At 48.0% G+C, this 18861-nt stretch carries 21 protein-coding genes; 9 read left to right on the forward strand and 12 right to left on the reverse strand.

The annotated features are described in order from the left end of the window. Positions 1–86 precede the first annotated feature (86 nt). Positions 87–488: a VOC family protein gene (locus EJP77_RS14595; protein WP_127199983.1), complete on the reverse strand. Its 402-nt coding sequence runs from the start codon at positions 486–488 to the stop codon at positions 87–89. Between the two features lie 182 nt (positions 489–670). Between EJP77_RS14595 and EJP77_RS14600 the strand changes: the two genes are divergently transcribed. Both EJP77_RS14600 and EJP77_RS14605 read left to right on the forward strand, forming a co-directional pair. Next, positions 671–1243, forward strand: coding sequence for a MarR family winged helix-turn-helix transcriptional regulator (locus tag EJP77_RS14600; RefSeq protein ID WP_127199984.1), 573 nt, complete (start codon positions 671–673; stop codon positions 1241–1243). Further along, positions 1233–2198, forward strand: a complete 966-nt coding sequence (locus tag EJP77_RS14605) for an alpha/beta fold hydrolase (protein WP_127199985.1) — start codon at positions 1233–1235, stop codon at positions 2196–2198. The genes EJP77_RS14600 and EJP77_RS14605 overlap by 11 nt, the downstream gene beginning before the upstream one ends. Here the strand turns inward: EJP77_RS14605 and EJP77_RS14610 are convergent. The 4 genes from EJP77_RS14610 to EJP77_RS14625 form a co-directional block, all read right to left on the reverse strand. Then, a complete protein-coding gene (locus tag EJP77_RS14610; protein WP_127199986.1) occupies positions 2192–2557 on the reverse strand; it encodes a GntR family transcriptional regulator in 366 nt (121 codons plus the stop codon). The two genes, EJP77_RS14605 and EJP77_RS14610, sit on opposite strands and share 7 nt — an antisense overlap. Further along, positions 2557–3210, reverse strand: a complete 654-nt coding sequence (locus EJP77_RS14615) for an ABC-2 transporter permease (protein ID WP_127199987.1) — start codon at positions 3208–3210, stop codon at positions 2557–2559. The genes EJP77_RS14610 and EJP77_RS14615 overlap by 1 nt, the downstream gene beginning before the upstream one ends. Continuing rightward, complete coding sequence (locus EJP77_RS14620) at positions 3203–4057, reverse strand: ABC transporter ATP-binding protein (protein WP_127199988.1); 855 nt, start codon at positions 4055–4057, stop codon at positions 3203–3205. Before EJP77_RS14620 ends, EJP77_RS14615 begins: the two co-directional genes overlap by 8 nt. 66 nt (positions 4058–4123) lie before the next feature. Further along, complete coding sequence (locus EJP77_RS14625) at positions 4124–5338, reverse strand: MFS transporter (protein WP_127199989.1); 1215 nt, start codon at positions 5336–5338, stop codon at positions 4124–4126. Between the two features lie 171 nt (positions 5339–5509). Between EJP77_RS14625 and EJP77_RS14630 the strand changes: the two genes are divergently transcribed. The 6 genes from EJP77_RS14630 to EJP77_RS14655 all read left to right on the forward strand — a co-directional run bounded on the left by EJP77_RS14630 (position 5510) and on the right by EJP77_RS14655 (position 10635). Further along, entirely contained in the window at positions 5510–6097 is a 588-nt protein-coding gene (locus EJP77_RS14630; protein ID WP_127199990.1) for a TetR/AcrR family transcriptional regulator, read from the forward strand. Between the two features lie 240 nt (positions 6098–6337). Then, positions 6338–7168, forward strand: a complete 831-nt coding sequence (locus EJP77_RS14635) for a helix-turn-helix transcriptional regulator (RefSeq protein WP_127199991.1) — start codon at positions 6338–6340, stop codon at positions 7166–7168. Between the two features lie 93 nt (positions 7169–7261). Continuing rightward, on the forward strand, positions 7262–8251 hold the full coding sequence (locus EJP77_RS14640; RefSeq protein ID WP_127199992.1) for a quinone oxidoreductase family protein: 990 nt from the start codon (positions 7262–7264) through the stop codon (positions 8249–8251). A gap of 103 nt (positions 8252–8354) precedes the next feature. After that, the gene (locus EJP77_RS14645; protein WP_127199993.1) at positions 8355–8543 is read left to right on the forward strand and encodes a hypothetical protein; all 189 of its coding nucleotides are present in this window, start codon (positions 8355–8357) and stop codon (positions 8541–8543) included. A gap of 251 nt (positions 8544–8794) precedes the next feature. Next, positions 8795–9823, forward strand: a complete 1029-nt coding sequence (locus EJP77_RS14650; protein WP_127199994.1) for an ATP-binding cassette domain-containing protein — start codon at positions 8795–8797, stop codon at positions 9821–9823. Continuing rightward, entirely contained in the window at positions 9820–10635 is an 816-nt protein-coding gene (locus tag EJP77_RS14655; RefSeq protein ID WP_127199995.1) for an ABC transporter permease, read from the forward strand. The genes EJP77_RS14650 and EJP77_RS14655 overlap by 4 nt, the downstream gene beginning before the upstream one ends. 166 nt (positions 10636–10801) lie before the next feature. On the opposite strand, the gene EJP77_RS14660 is transcribed toward EJP77_RS14655, so the two are convergent. From EJP77_RS14660 to EJP77_RS14690, 7 genes are all read right to left on the reverse strand, one after another. Continuing rightward, the gene (locus EJP77_RS14660; protein ID WP_127199996.1) at positions 10802–11098 is read right to left on the reverse strand and encodes a putative quinol monooxygenase; all 297 of its coding nucleotides are present in this window, start codon (positions 11096–11098) and stop codon (positions 10802–10804) included. Positions 11099–11152: 54 nt separating this feature from the next. Further along, positions 11153–11794 carry a nitroreductase family protein gene (locus EJP77_RS14665; protein WP_127199997.1) on the reverse strand — a complete coding sequence of 214 codons (642 nt, stop codon included), beginning with the start codon at positions 11792–11794 and terminating at the stop codon, positions 11153–11155. A gap of 26 nt (positions 11795–11820) precedes the next feature. Beyond that, entirely contained in the window at positions 11821–12243 is a 423-nt protein-coding gene (locus EJP77_RS14670) for a MarR family winged helix-turn-helix transcriptional regulator (RefSeq protein ID WP_127199998.1), read from the reverse strand. A gap of 300 nt (positions 12244–12543) precedes the next feature. Then, complete coding sequence (locus EJP77_RS14675; protein WP_127199999.1) at positions 12544–13431, reverse strand: fructose bisphosphate aldolase; 888 nt, start codon at positions 13429–13431, stop codon at positions 12544–12546. A 133-nt stretch (positions 13432–13564) separates the two neighbouring features. Continuing rightward, positions 13565–13975, reverse strand: a complete 411-nt coding sequence (locus EJP77_RS14680) for a DoxX family protein (protein WP_127200000.1) — start codon at positions 13973–13975, stop codon at positions 13565–13567. A gap of 161 nt (positions 13976–14136) precedes the next feature. Next, positions 14137–14805: a response regulator gene (locus EJP77_RS14685; RefSeq protein WP_127200001.1), complete on the reverse strand. Its 669-nt coding sequence runs from the start codon at positions 14803–14805 to the stop codon at positions 14137–14139. Next, on the reverse strand, positions 14802–15884 hold the full coding sequence (locus EJP77_RS14690; protein WP_246021901.1) for a sensor histidine kinase: 1083 nt from the start codon (positions 15882–15884) through the stop codon (positions 14802–14804). The genes EJP77_RS14685 and EJP77_RS14690 overlap by 4 nt, the downstream gene beginning before the upstream one ends. Before the next feature lie 235 nt (positions 15885–16119). Here EJP77_RS14690 and EJP77_RS14695 point away from each other — a divergent pair, with 235 nt between their 5' ends. Next, the gene (locus tag EJP77_RS14695) at positions 16120–18828 is read left to right on the forward strand and encodes a winged helix-turn-helix domain-containing protein (RefSeq protein ID WP_342773021.1); all 2709 of its coding nucleotides are present in this window, start codon (positions 16120–16122) and stop codon (positions 18826–18828) included. Positions 18829–18861: the final 33 nt, after the last annotated feature.

Below are 18861 nucleotides of genomic sequence, written 5' to 3' on the forward strand. Positions count from 1 at the left end.
GGAACCTCGATCCAGTAGGATCGGGGTTTTACTAACAGGACAATGGGGACGAACCGAAACACTCGTCACGCAAGACCTACCGCAATTCACACAGGATTTACCGCAAATATGGAATGTACATTTCCCTCAGGATCGCCGAAGAAACCCGTTGTATGACCCCAAGACTTGATTTGTGGGGCTGTGACGTCGATGGCTCCTTTCGAAACGAACTCATTGTACAAGGCGTGTACTTGGTCCGGCGAATCACATTGGAAGTTAAGCTCTACGGCTTGGCCTTTGCGAAATTCACTGTAAGAAGAATAGCCGTTGGTATTCTCGGACATCAGAGATCTAGAGCAAATAGCTAATCTCACCCCTGAATTGTTAAATTCCACATAATGATCCTCTTCAACAACAATCTCAAATCCTAAGACCTCCTGGTAAAATCGGGCCAATCGGCCAACATCGTCAGCCAGCAGTGTAAGTCCTTCCAATCTTACGAGCTTCATATTAAACGCACCTCCATTTTGAGTTTAGCATAGTATCCCAACCCAGGTGACTTTTTCAATATGATAAATGGATGCCAAGAACGGCTCGACTGAAAGACAGTATATTGACTGAATTTTAGATGTGCTCTATAATTTATTTAGAACTTATACTGTCTAAATTGAAGGAGCTAACTCGACTAATTATGGATATTTATAAAGAATTGTTTCTGATGCAGCAGACTTATGCAACATTGTTCTCGCTAGCTAACAAGATCCAGATGAAAGGCGATGCCTACCTGGAAAAGCTGACCTCCAGGCAGTACATGGCCATGCTTGCCATTACACATTTGCCGCAGGATGAGACTACGATTAACAACATTGCGAGGAAGCTTGGAACGACCAAACAGAGCGTGAAGCAGATCATTACCATCCTGGAGAAGAACGGATATATTCTCATTAAGCCTAGCCTAAAGGACAAGCGTGCAGTCAATGTCACCATTACAGAGCTGGGACAACATGTCCTGGTGGAAGTGGCGGAGAAAGGCATTTATTTTTTGACAGACCTGTTTGCAGAGTTTGGAGCAGAGGAGCTGGAGCAAATGTGGAACTTGCTCAAGAAGATGTACCGCTTTGATGGCGAGGAACAAGACGGATTTGAAGAAGAAGGCAAGCTAGAGCCTGTTCAGGATCTGAGCGATATCCAGGCAAGGGTAATTAAGGAATTTGGAAGACGCAGACAGCAGTCTACGAGTGGGGAGCGGAACCATGAAGAATAATGCCAAGCGACCGATCTGTATTGCCGAGTATGTTCCCGTTAACGGAATCCGTCAATTCCTCTACCATAGAGGAACAAATCCCGCAAACCCTGTGCTGCTGTTCCTGCATGGGGGACCAGGCTCTGCCGAGTCCTTGTTCACGAGGGCGTTCCAGGAATCATGGGAGGAGATCTATACGGTCGTTCATTGGGACCAGAGGGGAACCGGGAAGACATTAACGAAGAATCCGGATCAACTACCAGACTTCGAATTGCTCATGCAGGATCTACTCGTTGTGATTCAGTATTTGAAGACGAAATATGATAAGAGGAAAATCGTGATCCTCGGTCATTCATGGGGAAGTATACTGGGTTCCATGTTGATAAGAAGGTATCCTGAGGAAGTATCCTATTTCATTGCCGTTGGACCCGTTATTAATATGTTGGAGAATGAACGGATCGGATATAACAAGGTTAAGGAAATGATCGAGCAGGCCGGTGATCACAAATCGCTTGCCAGGCTTAAATCGATTGGCGAATATCCTGGTTCAAGAATTGTATTTAACCGTGAGTTCCTTGAGAAATGTGAGAAGGTCAGAAAGCTTCAAGGTAAATACAATTTGGCAATAAAGCTCGGTCTTGGAGCGTGGTTAACCGTATTTAAAAGTCCTATCTTCCGCTTATCCGATATTACGGCTTTTATGAAAATTTTCAAGGCGAATGCCAAGCTGCATGAATTTCTGGGCGATTTCGATCTTCGTAAGGAGAAGGCAGAATATCAGGTGCCCGTCTACTACTTATTGGGCGAGAACGACTGGCAGGCCCCTTATGTCCTTGCACAGCAATACTTTGAGGAGATCGTGGCCCCTAATAAAGGGCTCTACATGATTCCTGATGCCGGACATATGACCATGATGGACCAGCCGGATCTGTTCTATAAAGCCCTTCATAAGGTATATGAGATGGAGCGTCAATAAATTTTTTTCATAAGCTCGAAGACCTCTTCAATCGTCAGACCAAAGGATTTGTAATATGAAGCGTCAATTCGCATCTGCTGCAAGAGCATTTCATTGCGTTTGTGAAGCATCTCGCCGGACGAGAGCTCGGCTACAAAACATCCTTTGCCTGTAACGGTGTAGATCAAACCAAGCCGTTCGAGCTCTTCCCACGCTTTCTTGACGGTTATGATACTAACACGGAGCTCCGAGGCCGCCTGTCGTATGGGTGGCAGGCTATAGCCAGTAACTAGCTCGCCCTTAAGGATTTGTGCGCTGATTTGTTCAAACAGCTGCTGGTAAATAGGTTTGTCTGAGGTGTTCGAAATAGCAATGTTCATTAGATTTCCACTTTCTCAAACCGTTTGATTGCAATATGATAAGCGATAATCGTAAATATCGCAAATATTGTAATTCCTATGAGCAGGATGGATAGTTGGATGGCCAAATTACCAGCACCCGTTCCTTTGAACAGATCAAACACAAACGGGTTGGCTATGCCAAGCCATTCAGCGACCCCGGCAAAAAGGATAGCAGCTGTGATGGATGCAATGGAAGCAGCGCCGTATTTATAAGCCGTCTTGTAGTACATGGGTATAAAGATGATATTGAAGATTGCCAGCATAACGAAGCAGAGTCCCCAAAAGCCTAAGGAAGGGGCAAAGAAGAGATAGGTCAGTTTAGGATATAAGCGAATGCTTATCATGCCAAAAATAACAGCAACAACGATATGGAGCAATTCCAGAATAACAACAAAGGATATTTTGGCTTTAACTATGTCCTTTTTGGTTACAGGTAGCATGCTTGTGAACATCAGATCGTTCTGACTTTTATATCCTCCGAACATATTCGGAATCGTAATAAAACAAAAGTACAGGATAACCAGGAAATACAGCCACCCGGGAATCAGCATCAAAGCACCGGTCAGAAAAGGCAGTACGTAGAAGAACGGACTTACGCCAAGCTTTAGTTCTTTCCTCAGCAAGTTATACATACGTATCCTCCTTCTTCGAGCAATAGATCATGATCTCCTCAAGATTAGGCACGGTGGATGTAAGATGGAGCGCGGGGTCCAAGTCCGTAGTATAAATCAGGCCTGTAAATCCGAACGAGTTCGTCTTGTAGGAGATCAGTCGGTCTTTGATCTGCTCCAGTTGTTCCTTTCTTCCATTCAACAGGCGGTAGGTATCTATAAACTCTTCTTTCTCGGCACTGTTGATGATTCGTCCGTTGTGGAGATAAGTAATATAATCCGCGCATTTCTCCAGGTCGGAAGTGATATGGGTTGAGAAAAGAATGCTGATCTCTCCGCTGCCCACCAGCTCTTGGAAAATATCCAACAGATGATCCCGGGCAACCGGATCGAGCCCGCTGGTGGGCTCATCCAGAATAAGCAGCTTTGCGCCATGCGACAATGCGAGGGCCAAATTGTATTTCACCTTCATTCCAGTGGACAGCTCGGCAATCTTCTTGTCTTCAATAAGGTTGAATTTCTTCATATACCTGTGATAGGTTGCATCATCCCAGTTCCGGTAGAATGTCTTAATCACATTCGTTAGTGAGCTGATCTTGCTGCGGGTATAGAAGTTGATGTCCCCAAATGCTGAGCCGATTTCTTGCTTCAGTTCGACTTCGTGCTCGGCCATGTTCTTACCCAGAATATGAATTTCTCCGCTATCGATACGAGTCAAATTCAGAATAGACTTAATGGTCGTTGTTTTCCCAGCGCCATTGGCCCCGATAAATCCCATGATGTAGCCTTGTTCCAGTTGAAAAGATACGTCTTGCAAATGAAAATGCTCATACCTCTTGCTGAGATTCTTAATGTCTAATGCCAGCATAGCCTAACCTCCGCTTCATATTGTGTATGTTGTATATGCACAATATATCACAGGGGTTTTGGAGTGTCAATTCCTGGAAGCCTTTACTGTGGATGTTTTTTTCTCAGTGAGAAAGTAGAGCAAAGCCAAGACCGGCAGGATCGTTCCAATAAGGGATGTAAGACTCCAGCCCCCTTGGGTATAAGACCATCCCCCTATGGATGATCCGATGGCTCCGCCAAGGAAGAAGATAGCCATGAATAGTCCATTCAAGCGACCTCTTGCTTCGTTCCCGAGTGAATAAATTACACGCTGACTAACCACCAAATTCCCCGACACAGCCATATCGAGTGTAATTGCCGATACAAAGAGAAGAACTAGAGCAAAGATTGAAGAGCTCTCGAACAGATGGATGAACAAGAAGGACAATACGGCCACAATCATAGCTGTACCTGTTAACACTTTACTCCAGCCTCGATCCGCCAATCTTCCTGCAATCGGCGCAGCAATGGCGCCGCCTACACCAACAAGGGCGAACCATGCTATACCTACTTGGGACATCCCGAAGTTATCGGCTAGATGTAATGGAACGACGGTCCAAAATAAGCTGAAAGCGCCAAATAAACAAGCTTGATACAGCGCACGACGTCTTAATGCTGGCATGCTGTTTAATATAGAGCCCAAGGAGAGGATTAGCTTACCGTAACGTACTGCAGGAGTTGGCTTTCGCACAGGAAGTGCAATGGATAGCAATCCAGTCAATAAAAAGATCACAATTGTAGACAGCACAAATATAGCTCTCCAGCCCCAAAGACTGGTTACAAAGCTTGCGAGCGGCCGGGCTAACATGATGCCGAGCAGGAGTCCGCTCATTACATTGCCGACCACGCGGCCGCGCTGTTCTTCGGACGATAAATAGGCGGCGAATGGCACTAGAATCTGGGCTACTACGGATCCTATTCCAATAAAAAGAGATGCGGTCAGAAACAAAGGCGCGACGGGTGCAAATGCAGCAGTTAGCAGTGAGGCAGCCGCAATTAAAAGCATGATAACGGTGAGACGCCGATTCTCAATAATGTCACTAAGCGGAACAATGAACAGCAGCCCGGCTACATAACCGATCTGGGTAACTGTAACAATCAATCCTGCTGATCCAGTACTGAGGCCAATGGCATCACGGATCGGTCCAACCAGGGTTTGAGCATAATAGAGATTGGCAGCGATAAGTCCGCATGCCGCTGCGAGCAGAAACATCATCCAACGTGAGATGCGGCTGTCCTGAGTACCTTGTACGTTAAGCATAATTATCCTCCTCATTTAAATACTAAACGTTTAGTATTGGTTATTTTTGTTAATATAATATACTGAACGTATCGTATTGTAAATAGGCTTTTTTTTAAGTTTTGTATTTTGTATACTAAACGTATAGTTTATAGCGTTTACAACGGGTATCACGAGAGAAGGAGGATTCATGTGCAGACAAAAAGAGGCCGTCCGCGGAATGTGGAGACGCAAAGTTCCATCCTTTCGGCTGCCTATGAGTTGTTGATGGACATTGGCTTTGGAGCGGTTACGGTGGAAAAGATCGCTGAGCGAGCCAAGGTAAGTAAAGCTACCATCTATAAATGGTGGCCTAATAAGGCCGCTGTAGTGATGGATGGCTTCCTATCCGCTGCAGCTGCTAGACTGCCTGTACCGGACACAGGCACTGTACTTCAGGATATTCTGGAACATGCCACAAATATGGCCCGGTTTATGTTAAGACGTGAGGGCACGATTTTACTGGAGATTATAGGCGAAGGGCAGGTTGATTCTGCGCTGGCTGAGGCTTTTCGGACCCGCTACATCCAGCCCCGGCGGCAGGAATTTCGTGATATGTTGGACCGGGCGGTTCAGCGCGGAGAACTAGAGAAGAGTCTCGATATCGCACTATTAACAGATCTCCTTTATGGCCCAATTTTCTACCGTCTGCTGGTTACGGGGGATCCGATTGATGAAGACTATGTAAAGCAGTTAGTAACCCATGTCTTTAAAGGTATGCCCAGCAAGGGCTTGGCATAATTCATGGCAGTAACCAACTCTTTATGCCATACGAGAAAGTTACTCGTGCAGAAAGTGCACAAGTCCTCTCGCTACTAATAGAAACGATCAACAGGTAAACGGGTTTACTAGCAGATTCTTATCTTATGAAGCTTACACTGGGGCCAAATGCGCGGTGTAAGCTTTATTTTTTGTCACAACTTGGAAATGAGCTGCTGAATTGTATAATAGAGTTATTTACGCAAAAAAGGAGGCTACTGAATGTCCTCAGATAATCATAGAACGAAAATACTCGGAGAATTTCTGAAATCTCGCCGCGAACGGATCAAACCGGATCATATCGAGACGACTGGACGATTTGGAAGAAGAAGAACGCCGGGATTACGGAGAGAAGAGGTGGCTCATCTTGCGGGCGTAAGCATTACTTGGTATACCTGGCTGGAACAAGGCAGAGTGAACACGGCTTCAAGAGAAGTGATTGAGAGTGTCGGAAGAGCCTTGCAATTGTCTTCAGAGGAGCAGCTTCATTTGCTCCGTTTAGCCAATTACGGCGGGAAGAGTGACCTTTACCCGCAAGCAGAAATGAGCCCAGGATTGCAACAGATCATCGACCAACTGCACTATCCTGCAATTATCGCCAACCACCGAACTGAAGTGCTGGCCTACAACAGGGTGGCAACTGAGGCTATCGTGAATTTCAGTGCGATACCCGCTGGAGAACGTGTGATGACACGGTTGATATTTACCGAGCCCAGCCTACGGAAGCAGTTGGTGAATTGGGAAGAGTTCGCAGATTACACCATCGGCGTGTTTCGGTCATCCTTTGACCAGCAGGTGGGCGATCCTTGGAACGAGAAATTCGTTAGCCAGATGTGCCAGGAAAGCGAGGAGTTTCTCGCGTTATGGCGTGTTCATGAGGTGCGGCAGAAGACAGCTATACTTTACACATTTGATCATCCCGCCGCCGGACGTTTATTTTTTCAATTAAATACGTTCTCTAGCATTAACGGAGATGCCAATCTACACTGCTGTGTATTTACACCCGTAGCGGGTACCGATACGGAACTAAAACTCAGGGAATTTCTGAAATAAGCCTGTTAGTAAGGATACCTGTATAACTGCAAACTGGTTACCTTCTTGGACGCGAAATATAATTATCCTATATCAAATATAGGAGGTTACAAAATGAAAGCTATTATTATAGATCAACCCGGAGGACCTGAGAGCTTGAAAATACAGGAAAAGCCGGATTTGCAGCCAGCTCCAGGTATGCTTACGATTGATGTTGCTTATGCAGGTGTAGGTTATTTCGAAGTGCTGCTGAGCCGCGGCGAATTTAACGCCGCTTATCCTATGCCGCTTACACCTGGCTTGGAAGTGTCGGGGTATGTACGTGCCATCGGTGAAGGCGTGGAGGGTTTCTATGTTGGTCAGCCCGTTGCCTCGATGACCCTACATGATCTGGGCGGATTTGCATCCGTCGCAAACGTAAGACCGGATCTAACAGTTCCGTTGGATCAACTAGAAGCCGACCTGGACCTGGTGACAGCAGCAGCCTCGATTGTGAATCTGACGACTGCTTACCTGGCCATACAAGAAGTACATAGAATAAGAACAGGGGATAGTGTACTTGTCCATGCAGCGGTTGGCGGGCTGGGCAGTTTCCTGGGCCAAATGGCGAAACGTCTGGGTGCAGGAAAGGTGCTTGGGACCGTAGGGAGTCACGAGAAAATAAAGCTCGCTGCATCTCTTGGGTATGATGAGTTATTCCTCCGAACCGATTTTGTAGAGCAGACCCTTCGGGCAACTGGACAACAAGGCGTTGATGCTGTCTTTGATCCAGTTGGGGGAAGTATGCGTAAGCAAAGTCTGAAGGTGCTTCGCCCGTTGGGACAATTGGTTGTAGTAGGAAATGCAAGCGGTGAAGAGGATGTTATGCATTCTTTTAATCAAATATGGTTCTCCAATCATCAGTTCGCAGGCTTTACATTAGGTGGATATAGCGACAGTAATCCTGTGGAGGCTGGGAAAGCGGCCCGGGAAGTGTTAAATATGCTGGCGAAAAAAGAGATCCATGCAGAGATTCAAGGGGTGTATCCTCTGGAAAAGGCTGCTGAAGCCCTTGCTCTCCTTGAAAATAAAAACACAGTGGGCAAACTTGTGTTGAAGATATAAGACTGACTCCCAGCCGAAAATAACTTTAAGAATTCCGGTATTTGTCAATCATCCTTCGAAAATGTATAATTATTCCATAAATCACAAGGGAGGCTGCTTCGTCATGTTGAACAATAAGTTTATGCGTACACTGATGGACATACTGGATGAGTCTAACCTTTATATGGTACTGGCTATGATCTATATGGCTTTATTCGTATCTGGAAGTGTATCCGTAATAGTCAATATGGTGCTGTTTGCCCTTCTGTCGCTTCATTTCGTAGTCAACTTGTTCTTCAGCAGATCCCGATAAAGACGTACAGAATAGTTATACATCGTACATCAGCCAGAACGCCCTCCGCCTTGCGGGGGCTTTTTGTGTTGAAGGCATGACAAGCAGGCTTGGTTCTCAGACTCGAGACCGATCTACAAATCATTCTCCCGCCAGTGTATTAGCTGAATGGAATTTCTTACAATGCAATAAGATGGTAGAACTTACAGTTTAAACTCCATTTATCATTGCGAGATAAGATTGTTAGTATCAGTTAACAAGGGGGAGACGGAGTGGATAATAGGTACGGGAAAGCAGGTTCAGATCAAGGGGAGTGGGCTGTAGAAGCCCACGGACTCATCAAAAATTTTGGCAGCAATCGTGCAGTAGATGGCGTGGATTTGAAGGTGCGCACCGGTTCGATCTATGGAGTGCTTGGTCCGAATGGAGCAGGCAAGACCACAACAATTCGTATGCTTGCAACTTTATTAAGGCCGGATGGAGGTTCGGCACGAATCTTCGGGCATGATGTGGTAAAAGAGTCACAGATCGTGCGTCAACTGATCGGAGTAACCGGTCAGTACGCATCGGTTGACGAGTCACTCAGCGCGACGGAGAATCTGATTATTTTCTCCCGGCTGCTTGGACTGACTCGTAGTGAGGCGCGCCGTAAGGCCTCGGATCTGCTGGAGGAGTTCGGTCTAACAGAAGCGGCCAGCCGTCCGCTTAAGAAATTCTCCGGAGGTATGCGCCGCCGGCTGGATTTGGCGGCAAGCCTCATTGCGCAGCCGCCGCTTATTTTCCTGGATGAACCTACAACGGGACTCGATCCGCGCACGCGAGCGCAGATGTGGGATACGATTCACCGGCTGGTGAACACGGGTTCAACCGTACTTCTCACGACCCAGTACCTTGATGAAGCTGATCAGCTCGCTGACCGGATTGCGGTTATTGATCGCGGCCGGGTCGTCGCAGAGGGAACGGCAGATGAACTGAAGTCTTCTGTCGGCAGCTCGTCCCTGCATTTGAGAGTCCAGGATACCCAGGACATTCAGGAAGCGCGCCACATTGTAGAACAGGTGCTTCAGGTTCGTTCCAATGTATCGGCAGAGGCCGGACGCATAACGGCGCCGATGGCAGAAGCCGACCTGGTCACCGATCTGCTGATTGCCCTTCGTAGTGGAGGAATCCACCTGGCCGAGATCAGTGTGCAGAAGCCCACTCTTGATGAGGTATTTCTGACCATTACGGGAGAGGGTATACAAGAAACTGACTCGCAAGTGTCAGGTCAGTCACACGTAACTGAGGAGGTAGGAGTATGAGTAGTACATCAATAAAACCGGCTTCCCAGCGCCACCTGAAAAACCATACGAGTATCGGCCAGACGATTCGCAATTCGCTTACGATGGCTTATCGAGGTCTGCTGCGGATTAAACGCACCCCAGAGCAATTGTTCGATGTTACGTTCCAACCGATTATCTTCACGCTGATGTTCACGTATATTTTTGGGGGAGCTATATCGGGGAACGTAATCAATTATCTGCCTGTCATTATTCCAGGCATCCTTGTGCAGACCGTGATCACGACCTCGATTGTCACCGGCGTCCAGCTGCGTGAGGATATGGATAAGGGGGTGTTTGACCGGTTCAAGTCACTGCCTATCGCCCGGATTGCACCTCTGGCCGGAGCCCTGCTGGCAGACACCATCCGTTATACGATTGCAACGGTGCTTACTCTAACTATGGGATATATTATGGGTTACCAGCCTGGTGGGGGTCTGGGATATGTGGCTCTGGCTGGAGTGCTGGTCATCGTGTGTTCTTGGGCGATCAGTTGGATCTTCGCCTTCTTCGGAGTGATCGCCCGCACCGCTTCAAGCGTTCAAGGGATCTCTATGATTGTATTGTTTCCGCTAACCTTTCTTTCCAACGCTTTCGTGCCTGTCGATACGATGCCCGGATGGCTTCAGTGGTTCGTGAACATCAATCCGATCTCTCATCTGGTCACTGCCGTCAGGGATCTGGCCAATCATGGGACGGTAGGTACGGACCTCACGATCTCCCTCATCGGCGTTGCTGTTATTGTGGCTGTCTTCGCGCCGCTGACGGTACGTGCATACATGCGCCGGACTTAGGATCGCAGGCCGATCCGAAGATTCCGGCCCGCCGGCTGCCTAGTGGGGAGCATAACACAAATAATCCATCCAGATCCTTAACTGTTCATTAAGGCTCTGGATGGATTATTGTATTCCGGGTAAATGGCAGAAGTCTGCCCAACCTGGATGATGTCCGGCTGCTACCTTAGCGCTGAACAGCTTCTCCGGCAAATACCGCGACGTTCATCGGAGCGGCCATAAATTCAGGAGCCTGCTTAACAAAAGCCTGAAAATGCGCACTGGTGTTATGAGCAGCCGTAGCAGCTTCATCTTTCCACAGCTCAATCATGGTGTAGTGGTGCTCGCGCTCCGTGCTTTTGACAAGGTCATAACTGATATTGCCTTCTTCATTACGTGTGGCAGCGATCAGTTGTTTGGCAGCATCCAGAAAAACGACTTCCTGATCCGGTATAACTTGCAAATGTGCGTGAATGATAATCATCTTGTTCAACCTCCATAGGGTGTAAGTTGATGATACGGTAAAGGTCGCCTGACCTTACGCCCAGGTAGTAATCGTCTCCACAGGCAGACGGTAGGAAGGGTGTCCTTCTTTGGCCGACTTCCCGATCGAGATCAGCATAACGGGCTGATAACGTTCCTTGTCCATGCCGAAAGCTTCGGCAATTTGGTCTTTCTCATAACCGCCGATTGGATTGGTATCATAGCCGTGTGCACGAGCCACCAGCATCAGCTGCATGGATACAAGCCCTGCATCAATTAGGTTCACATCACGGAGATCAGCCTTTGAGATGGTATCATAATAAGGCTTGAAGGCATTCATCTGCATTTCTTTAATTTCTTGCGGCATATATCCAAGTTCTACCGCTTTCCCGAAAATTTCCTCCATATATTCACCATTGTTCATGTCAATGAACACCGCAATAACGGCGGATGAGGTTAGCACCTGGGTCTGATTGAACTTGGAAAGTGGGGCCAGCTTCTCTTTGCCTTCAGCCGTGTCAACAACCAGGAAACGCCAAGGCTGCATGTTAACTGAGGATGGAGCGCGGGAAGCTTCAGCCAGGATCTCGGTCATTTCTTCACGGCTGATCTTGGTATCGGGATCATAAGCCTTCACTGAACGGCGGCCAAAAGTAATTTCTTTGAAATCATTGGTTCTTTGAATTGTTGTTGTCATCGTGATTCTCTCCTCTGTCTATGGGTTCAAAAGTAATTGTTCTGCATACGTTCCAGGAAATCTGCCAAGGAGTCAATCTCTTCCTTGCTGAAATCCTTGAAAATCTGATCCATGAAGCTGAGCTTCTCGATTTTGTAACCTTCAATATGTTTGCGGCCATCATCTGTAAGACGTACAAAGGTGACCCGATTATCTTCCGGATTTTTGCGTCTGCTGACCATGCCATCGGCTTCCAGCTGCTTCAAATGACGGGTGATGGCAGCACTATCAATATTAATGACCTTCTGCAGCATGGATTGGTTGATCTCCTCAACTTGGTCCAGTTGATGAAGAATCTCGAAGCGGGATGAACTGATCCCGGTGCATCGTTCGAACTTGGGGCTTATCTTGTTGCCCAGTGCGTTCAGCAGAGTAATAATTTGCTCTTCTTTGGTAACATTACATGTCATGACTAGACCTCCCGGGTGAATCTGGACATGAACAATGGGGATGCCATTGCTTAATCAATTACTGGATACCTCAATAATTGACGTATCAATAATTGATGGCTCAATCAATATAACATGTGTGTTTTGATTTTGCAACAGGAATAGAAATAGGAGATGAACCTCCTTAAACAGTGACTTGGTTCTCCATAGGATATCCCGTTTCAGGGCAATATATTGAGACAAACGCCCCCGAACTTTGTTCCAAGTTCGAGGGCGTTAAAGACCTTGCTTATCGATGAAGCTAATTGCTCAATTGGTGATTTATTTGATCGAAGCCTCATAAATGCTCTGAATAGACTGGGACAGCATGGCGTCGAATTCATCGTTGCTCTGCCCGGCGGTGAGTCCCTCGGATAAGGCGCGCGAGAAGCTGGCGATCAAGCCGTGGTTGCGGGCGAGCTTCTCGTTAGCTTCCGTCTGCGAGTAGCCGCCTGACAAGGCCACAATTCTTACAACATGGGGCTCGTTCATTAAATCACTATAGAAGTTGTCTTCACTCGGTATGGAGAGTTTAAGCATAACCTGTGCGTGCGGGTCCAAGGTCGATAAATGCTGGGTCAGCTCGGCTTTTAACAGCTTTTCCGATTCGGCTTTGTCCGGGCGGGTAATATCGACTTCGGGCTCAATAATAGGGACAAGTCCCATGTCCATGATCTGTTTGGCTGTGGCGAACTGCTGCTGAACGACCTTCTTGATCCCGGCAGGGTTAGCTTCATGAATGACGGAGCGCATTTTCGTTCCGAAGATGCCGCGTCCGGTCGCCCGCTTCAGCAGATCCCCGAGGCCCGGATTGGGCTTCATCAGCTGGACCCCGTCTTCGAGATCAGCGAGTCCTTTGTCGATTTTCAGGAAAGGCACAATCCCTTTCTTCTCCCATAGATAATCGGCCGTAAGTTGGCCGTCAATCTCGCGATCCATCGTATTTTCAAACAGAATAGCCCCGAGAATAAACCGGGAATCAAATGCCGAGCTCTTGATAATCCGGGTTCTCATCTCATGAACCAATGCATACATCTCATCTTCGTTCGCATAGCGGGTTTCTTCAATTCCGTAATGCAGCAGAGCTTTGGGTGTGCTTCCGCCACTTTGGTCTAGGGCCGCAATAAACCCTTTTCCCGTACGGATTCGATCGAGCTGCTTCATATTCATGACTATCGCTCCTTCGTAGGATTGGAGTTATACGGATGCCAGGATTCAGGCTTCTTATACCCAATATTCACAAAATCTAAACCTGCAATTCGGGAGGTTGCCCGGAACTATGCGTTAGAGCTCGTGATCCTTGTTATACAGTATGGACACGCTTGGATTCCTGAGACACTTGTAAATCTGCACCTTTCTGAATTCTGCGGAGCAGGTAGTAAGAGAGCATCACGAACAAGAAGACCACAACGGACTTAATACTGCCTTTAGGATTACCTACAGCGATTTCGGACCAGAATGCGGAAATGCAGTCAATTGTAAAACCGGCGTAGGCCCATTCCTTGAGTCTGAAGTATTTGGGAATAACGAGTACCATAATCCCTATGATTTTTGCCACGCCCAGAAGGGTCAGAAAGTAAGCAGGGTAACCCAGCACCTGTGTTGTTGAAATTAGGGTGTCCGGAGATCTAAGGATCTCATTGACGGCACTAAGTAGGAACCCTATTAGGGTGCACGCCGTGACAATCCAGTAGGCTATTTGTATTTTTCTCATCTTCATAACTCCTCCTCAAATTTCTTACACTTTGATTGTACTCAGAACGGTGTGTAAGCAAATCTGTGAGAAGTAATGGATTTCAAGCCAAAAAGGCAGAACAGTTGATCGCTAGAATATGCAGATTCGCATACTCTATGCCAAAAGTCATGCCCTTGTAGTTAAACTTGAATTTGGTGGCGAACTGAGAATATAGCGGCTTGTGTCCGGTCACGCATCCCAAGTTTGGCTATAAGATTTGAGACATGATTCTTCACAGTCCCTTCGGTAATATGAAGCAAATCTGCAATCTCTTTGTTGTTCAACCCTTGGCCCAGTACAGCGAGTACTTCTCTTTCCCGTTCTGTAAGAAGCAGGAGTCCCTGGGGTTCACTCAGCCTTAGGGGATGAGCTTCCGGCTGATTGATTTTGGATAAGCTCCTGAGCTCCCTAAGCAGCATTGCGGTAATATCGGGCTGTAGCACGGTTCCGCCATTGTAAATGGTATGCAGTGCACTTACGATGGCTTCGGACGGCATATCCTTTAACAGATACCCATGGACACCTGTATCCATTGCCCGCAAGATTAATTCTGCGTCATCAAAGGTGGTCAGAATCAGGATCTTGGTCTCCGGCAAATGCTTCAGGATCAATTCCGATCCATCGACACCGTCCATGCCTGGCATCCGGATATCCATCAAGATCACCTCCGGCCGCAGCTCAAGCGCTTTGGAATAGGCGTCTATTCCATCCACAGCGGTTCCAACGACTTCGATATCCGGTTCTAAGCCGATGAGGGTCGCGAGACCTTCTCTCATAAGCCGTTGATCGTCCACGATTAGAATTCTCAATTCAGCACACGCTCCATTTCTGGTAGAGAATAAGGGAGCTGTACCTCGACAGCAAAGCCTTCCTGGCTATCCATACTAAAACGCACGTCTCCGTTACACTCCTTCACTCTTTCCTGCAAATTGATTAATCCAAACCCCGGCTTTAGCTCCGAGGGGATCTCTCCGTCATTAAATATACATAGAGACAGCCCGTTCACGGAGTAGGTTAGTGAGATTTTGGCCTGCTTTGCTTGACCGTGCTTTTGAGCATTTGTAAGGGACTCTTGTGTAATTCGATAGGCCGTTAATTGAAGATTAGCAGGTAAGGGCAGAGGGTTCCCATTTACTTCGAAGACGGTCTGGACCTCGGCGAGCTTGGTGAATTCATCAGCTAGTTGTCTAAGGCTGTCTGTTAGAGAAGTTGACCTGAATGGCTCATCCCGAATCGTACGAACGGACAGCCGGACCTCCTGCAGAGAGGAGCGGACAAGATCTTCACACTCGAGATAGGTCTGTTCACTGCGTGCTGAATCTATAGGCCTTAGTTTGCGTGCCGCTTGCATTTGGACCAATAATGCGGTCAATTTATGACCAACGGTATCATGGATTTCCCGGGCAATTCGGACACGTTCTCTGGCTGCGGCCAACTCCTCCACTTTGAGAGTATAGTTCTTAAGCTGCTCGTGCGATTCCTTCAGCTGGGTATAGAGCTGAATCGTCTCCTGGCGCCCGCGTTGATATATTTGGAGAAGAAAGCTCACAATTCCGGCAAAAATAATAAATGAACAGGAAGTGAAGTAGCTAGCTTGATCAAACCGCTGATATAGATACCAGTCAATGCTTCCCATTGTAACTAGATACCCGATCAATAACAGAATACTGGCCAAGATCTGCATTCGCGTATTTCTGATTAACATCAGGATCGCCAAGGCTGTAATTCCAATAAATAAATGGTTGGGGAAATTTCCGGCGACATAGACATACCCGTAAGAAGCGGATAGTAGAAAATCCAGAATGAGGACATGAATAAGCCAGTTCTTCCTATCTCGCTTGGTAAAGTAATAGAAATTGATGAGTAGAAAAACCGCCAGTGATATCATCACCAAACTCAATCTCCAAAATAGCGTGAGCGATTGCTGGAAAAAGAAGACCCCCGATAATGTAAAATCAATAAGCAGTTTTGAGCCCAAAAGAAATTTCCATACCTGGGTATAGTCCTTTGATCTTATCGTGTCCTCGATCATTCTGCTTCCATCACCTCGCGATTAGTAATATCTTTCCTGTAAATTCCATTATAAAAACAACTAGCACATGAGTCCATACCGCAGTAATCTGTTGAACTTTTTATTGAAGGTCCATGATTCTCCTTATTATAATCAGGGTATGACAACTACTCCAATCCTGTATACCAAACTATATATTCCCCCGCTTCGGCCAAGTCTTGTTGCCCGCTCACGTCTGACTGAGAGACTGAATCAGGGTCTACCGGGTAAGCTGACACTAATCTCTGCTTCTACCGGCTTTGGCAAGACTACGCTGGTCAGCCATTGGCTTACAAGCTGCGAGCGACAAGTCGCCTGGTTATCGCTGGATGAAGCGGATAACGATTCTACCCGTTTTATGACCTACCTTTTTGCTGCGCTGCAGTCGGTAGGAGCCAGTAGTATGGAGGAGGGGCTGATTGGGCTTTTTAAGTCCCCGCAACCACCGCCCATCGAATCTATTTTGGCCGCTTTAATTCAGGGGATTACTACGATTTCAGACCCATTCGTCCTCGTTCTGGACGACTATCACGTGATTCATGACAGACAGATTGACCATGCCCTCGGCTATCTGATCGAGCATATGCCCCCGCAGATGCACATCGTTATGGCTACCCGCACGGATCCGCGCCTATCTCTGGCCCGCCTGCGCGCTCGGGGACAATTAACAGAGCTGCGGGCAGCGGATTTGCGCTTTAACTCGTCTGAAACGACTGAATTTCTGAGCCGGGAGACAGGCTTATCCCTTACAGCTGAGCATATCTCAGCTTTGGAGACTCGGACGGAGGGCTGGGCCGCGGGACTGCAATTAGCTGCGATTTCCATGCAGGGGTCTAGCGACATCAGCAGCTTTATTGAATCCTTCACTGGAAGTCATCGCTTCATAACGGATTACCTGATGGAAGAAGTCTTGGCGCAGCAGCCCGAATATGTCCAGAACTTTCTTCTGGGCACCTCCATCCTTGATCGGTTGTGCGGCCCTTTGTGTGATGCCGTTCTCAGCAGAGAGACAGATCCTGATCATGCCGGACCCTCTACCGGGCAGGATACCCTGGAATATCTGGAACGTGCGAACCTCTTCCTCGTTCCGCTGGACCATGAGCGCTGTTGGTATCGCTATCACCATCTTTTTGCCGATTTTCTGAGACAGCGGCTCCCCGAGTACAGACAGAATTCCTACCATCTTCGTGCCAGCAGCTGGTATGAAGAACACGGGCTTGCCATTGAAGCCTTTCACCATGCCGTATTCGCCCGGGATATAGACCGGGCTGTTCACCTGGCAGAGGGGGATGGAATGCCCTTGCTGTTCCGTGGAGCGGTGGTTCCTGTCATGAATTGGCTCGAATCCTTACCGGGCAAGGAAATGGATGCCAGACCTTCACTCTGTGTGATGTATGCTTCCGGGCTATTAATGAGGGGGCAGATGTCTGGAGTGGAGGAGAAGCTTTCAGCTGCTGAACAAGTTCTGCAAGCGGCCGGGCAGAACGATAAAGCTCGTGATTTAATAGGACATATCGCTTCCATACGCGCCACAGTGGCAGTCAGCAGGCACCAGGCCGAGGTGATCATGGCCGAGTCTCGTCGTGCTCTGGAATATCTGCATCCTGACAACCTGCCTGTCCGTACGGCGACGATCTGGACACTGGGCTATGCGTACCAGCTTCTCGGGGATCGTGCCGGAGCCGGTAAAGCCTACGCCGAAGCGTTATCGAACAGTCAGAGGATCGGGCATATCATGATCACGATTATGGCCACACTGGGCCTTGGAATCATACAGGAATCTGACAATCAGCTTCATGCCGCAGCTGAGACCTACCGGCTTGTTCTTGATATGGCAGGAGATCCGCCGCTGCCGGCTGCTTGTGAAGCGTACCTGGGCTTGGCCCGGTTAAGTTATGAATGGAACGACCTGGAGGGTGCCCAAGAGTTAGGACAGCGGAGTGTAGAGTTAGCACAGCAGCTCGAACAGGCGGATAGAGTCGTTGCGGGTGAATTGTTCCTGGCCCGAATAAAGCTTGCACTTGGAGAGGTGAGCAGTGCTGCCTATATTCTGGCCAAGGCTGATCAGATCGCCAGGCAGCACAACTTCGATCATCAGCTTCCCCGCATTGCAGCCGCACACGTGACCTTACTGCTTCGCCAAGGGGAGCTCAAGGCAGCCGCCCAATTAGCACAGAAACACGAACTGCATCTAGCTAAAGCCCGGCTTCATCTGGCACAGGGTGATACCACTGCCGCACTATCGGTACTTATGCTACTGCGGAATAAGGCTCAGGAGAAGCAGCTTCACGATGAAACGCTCAAGGTGATGGTACTGCAGGCTGCTGTTCTCTATGTACACGGAGATAAATTAGCAGCTGTGAAAATTTTGACTGAAGCTCTAACGATGGCTGAGCCGAGCGGCTTCCTCCGGATTTTTCTAGACGAGGGCAGTGATATCGAGCGGCTTCTTTGTGAGACGGCTGCTCATGGAATCATGAAGGTTTATGTAGGTAAGCTGCTGTCAGCGTTTCAAGGAGAGGGACTGAAAAGTCAGGTCCTCGCTCCTTCTGATCATTCCGACCGCGCTGTCCAGGCTGCAACCCTAATCGAGCCATTAAGTGGGCGGGAGCTCGAGGTTCTTCGCCTCATTGCAGAGGGGCTCTCGAATCTTGAGATTAGCGAGCGGCTGCATATCGCACTGACTACGGTTAAGGGGCATAACCGGATTATATTTGATAAACTTCAGGTATCTAGGCGCACTGAGGCCGTAGCACGTGCCCGAGCACTGGGGCTGCTGTGATCCCTGCGCACATTACGGTGGCCTTTATTTTGT

The sequence above is a fragment of the Paenibacillus zeisoli genome (assembly GCF_003994465.1).
Lineage (GTDB): Bacteria > Bacillota > Bacilli > Paenibacillales > Paenibacillaceae > Fontibacillus > Fontibacillus zeisoli.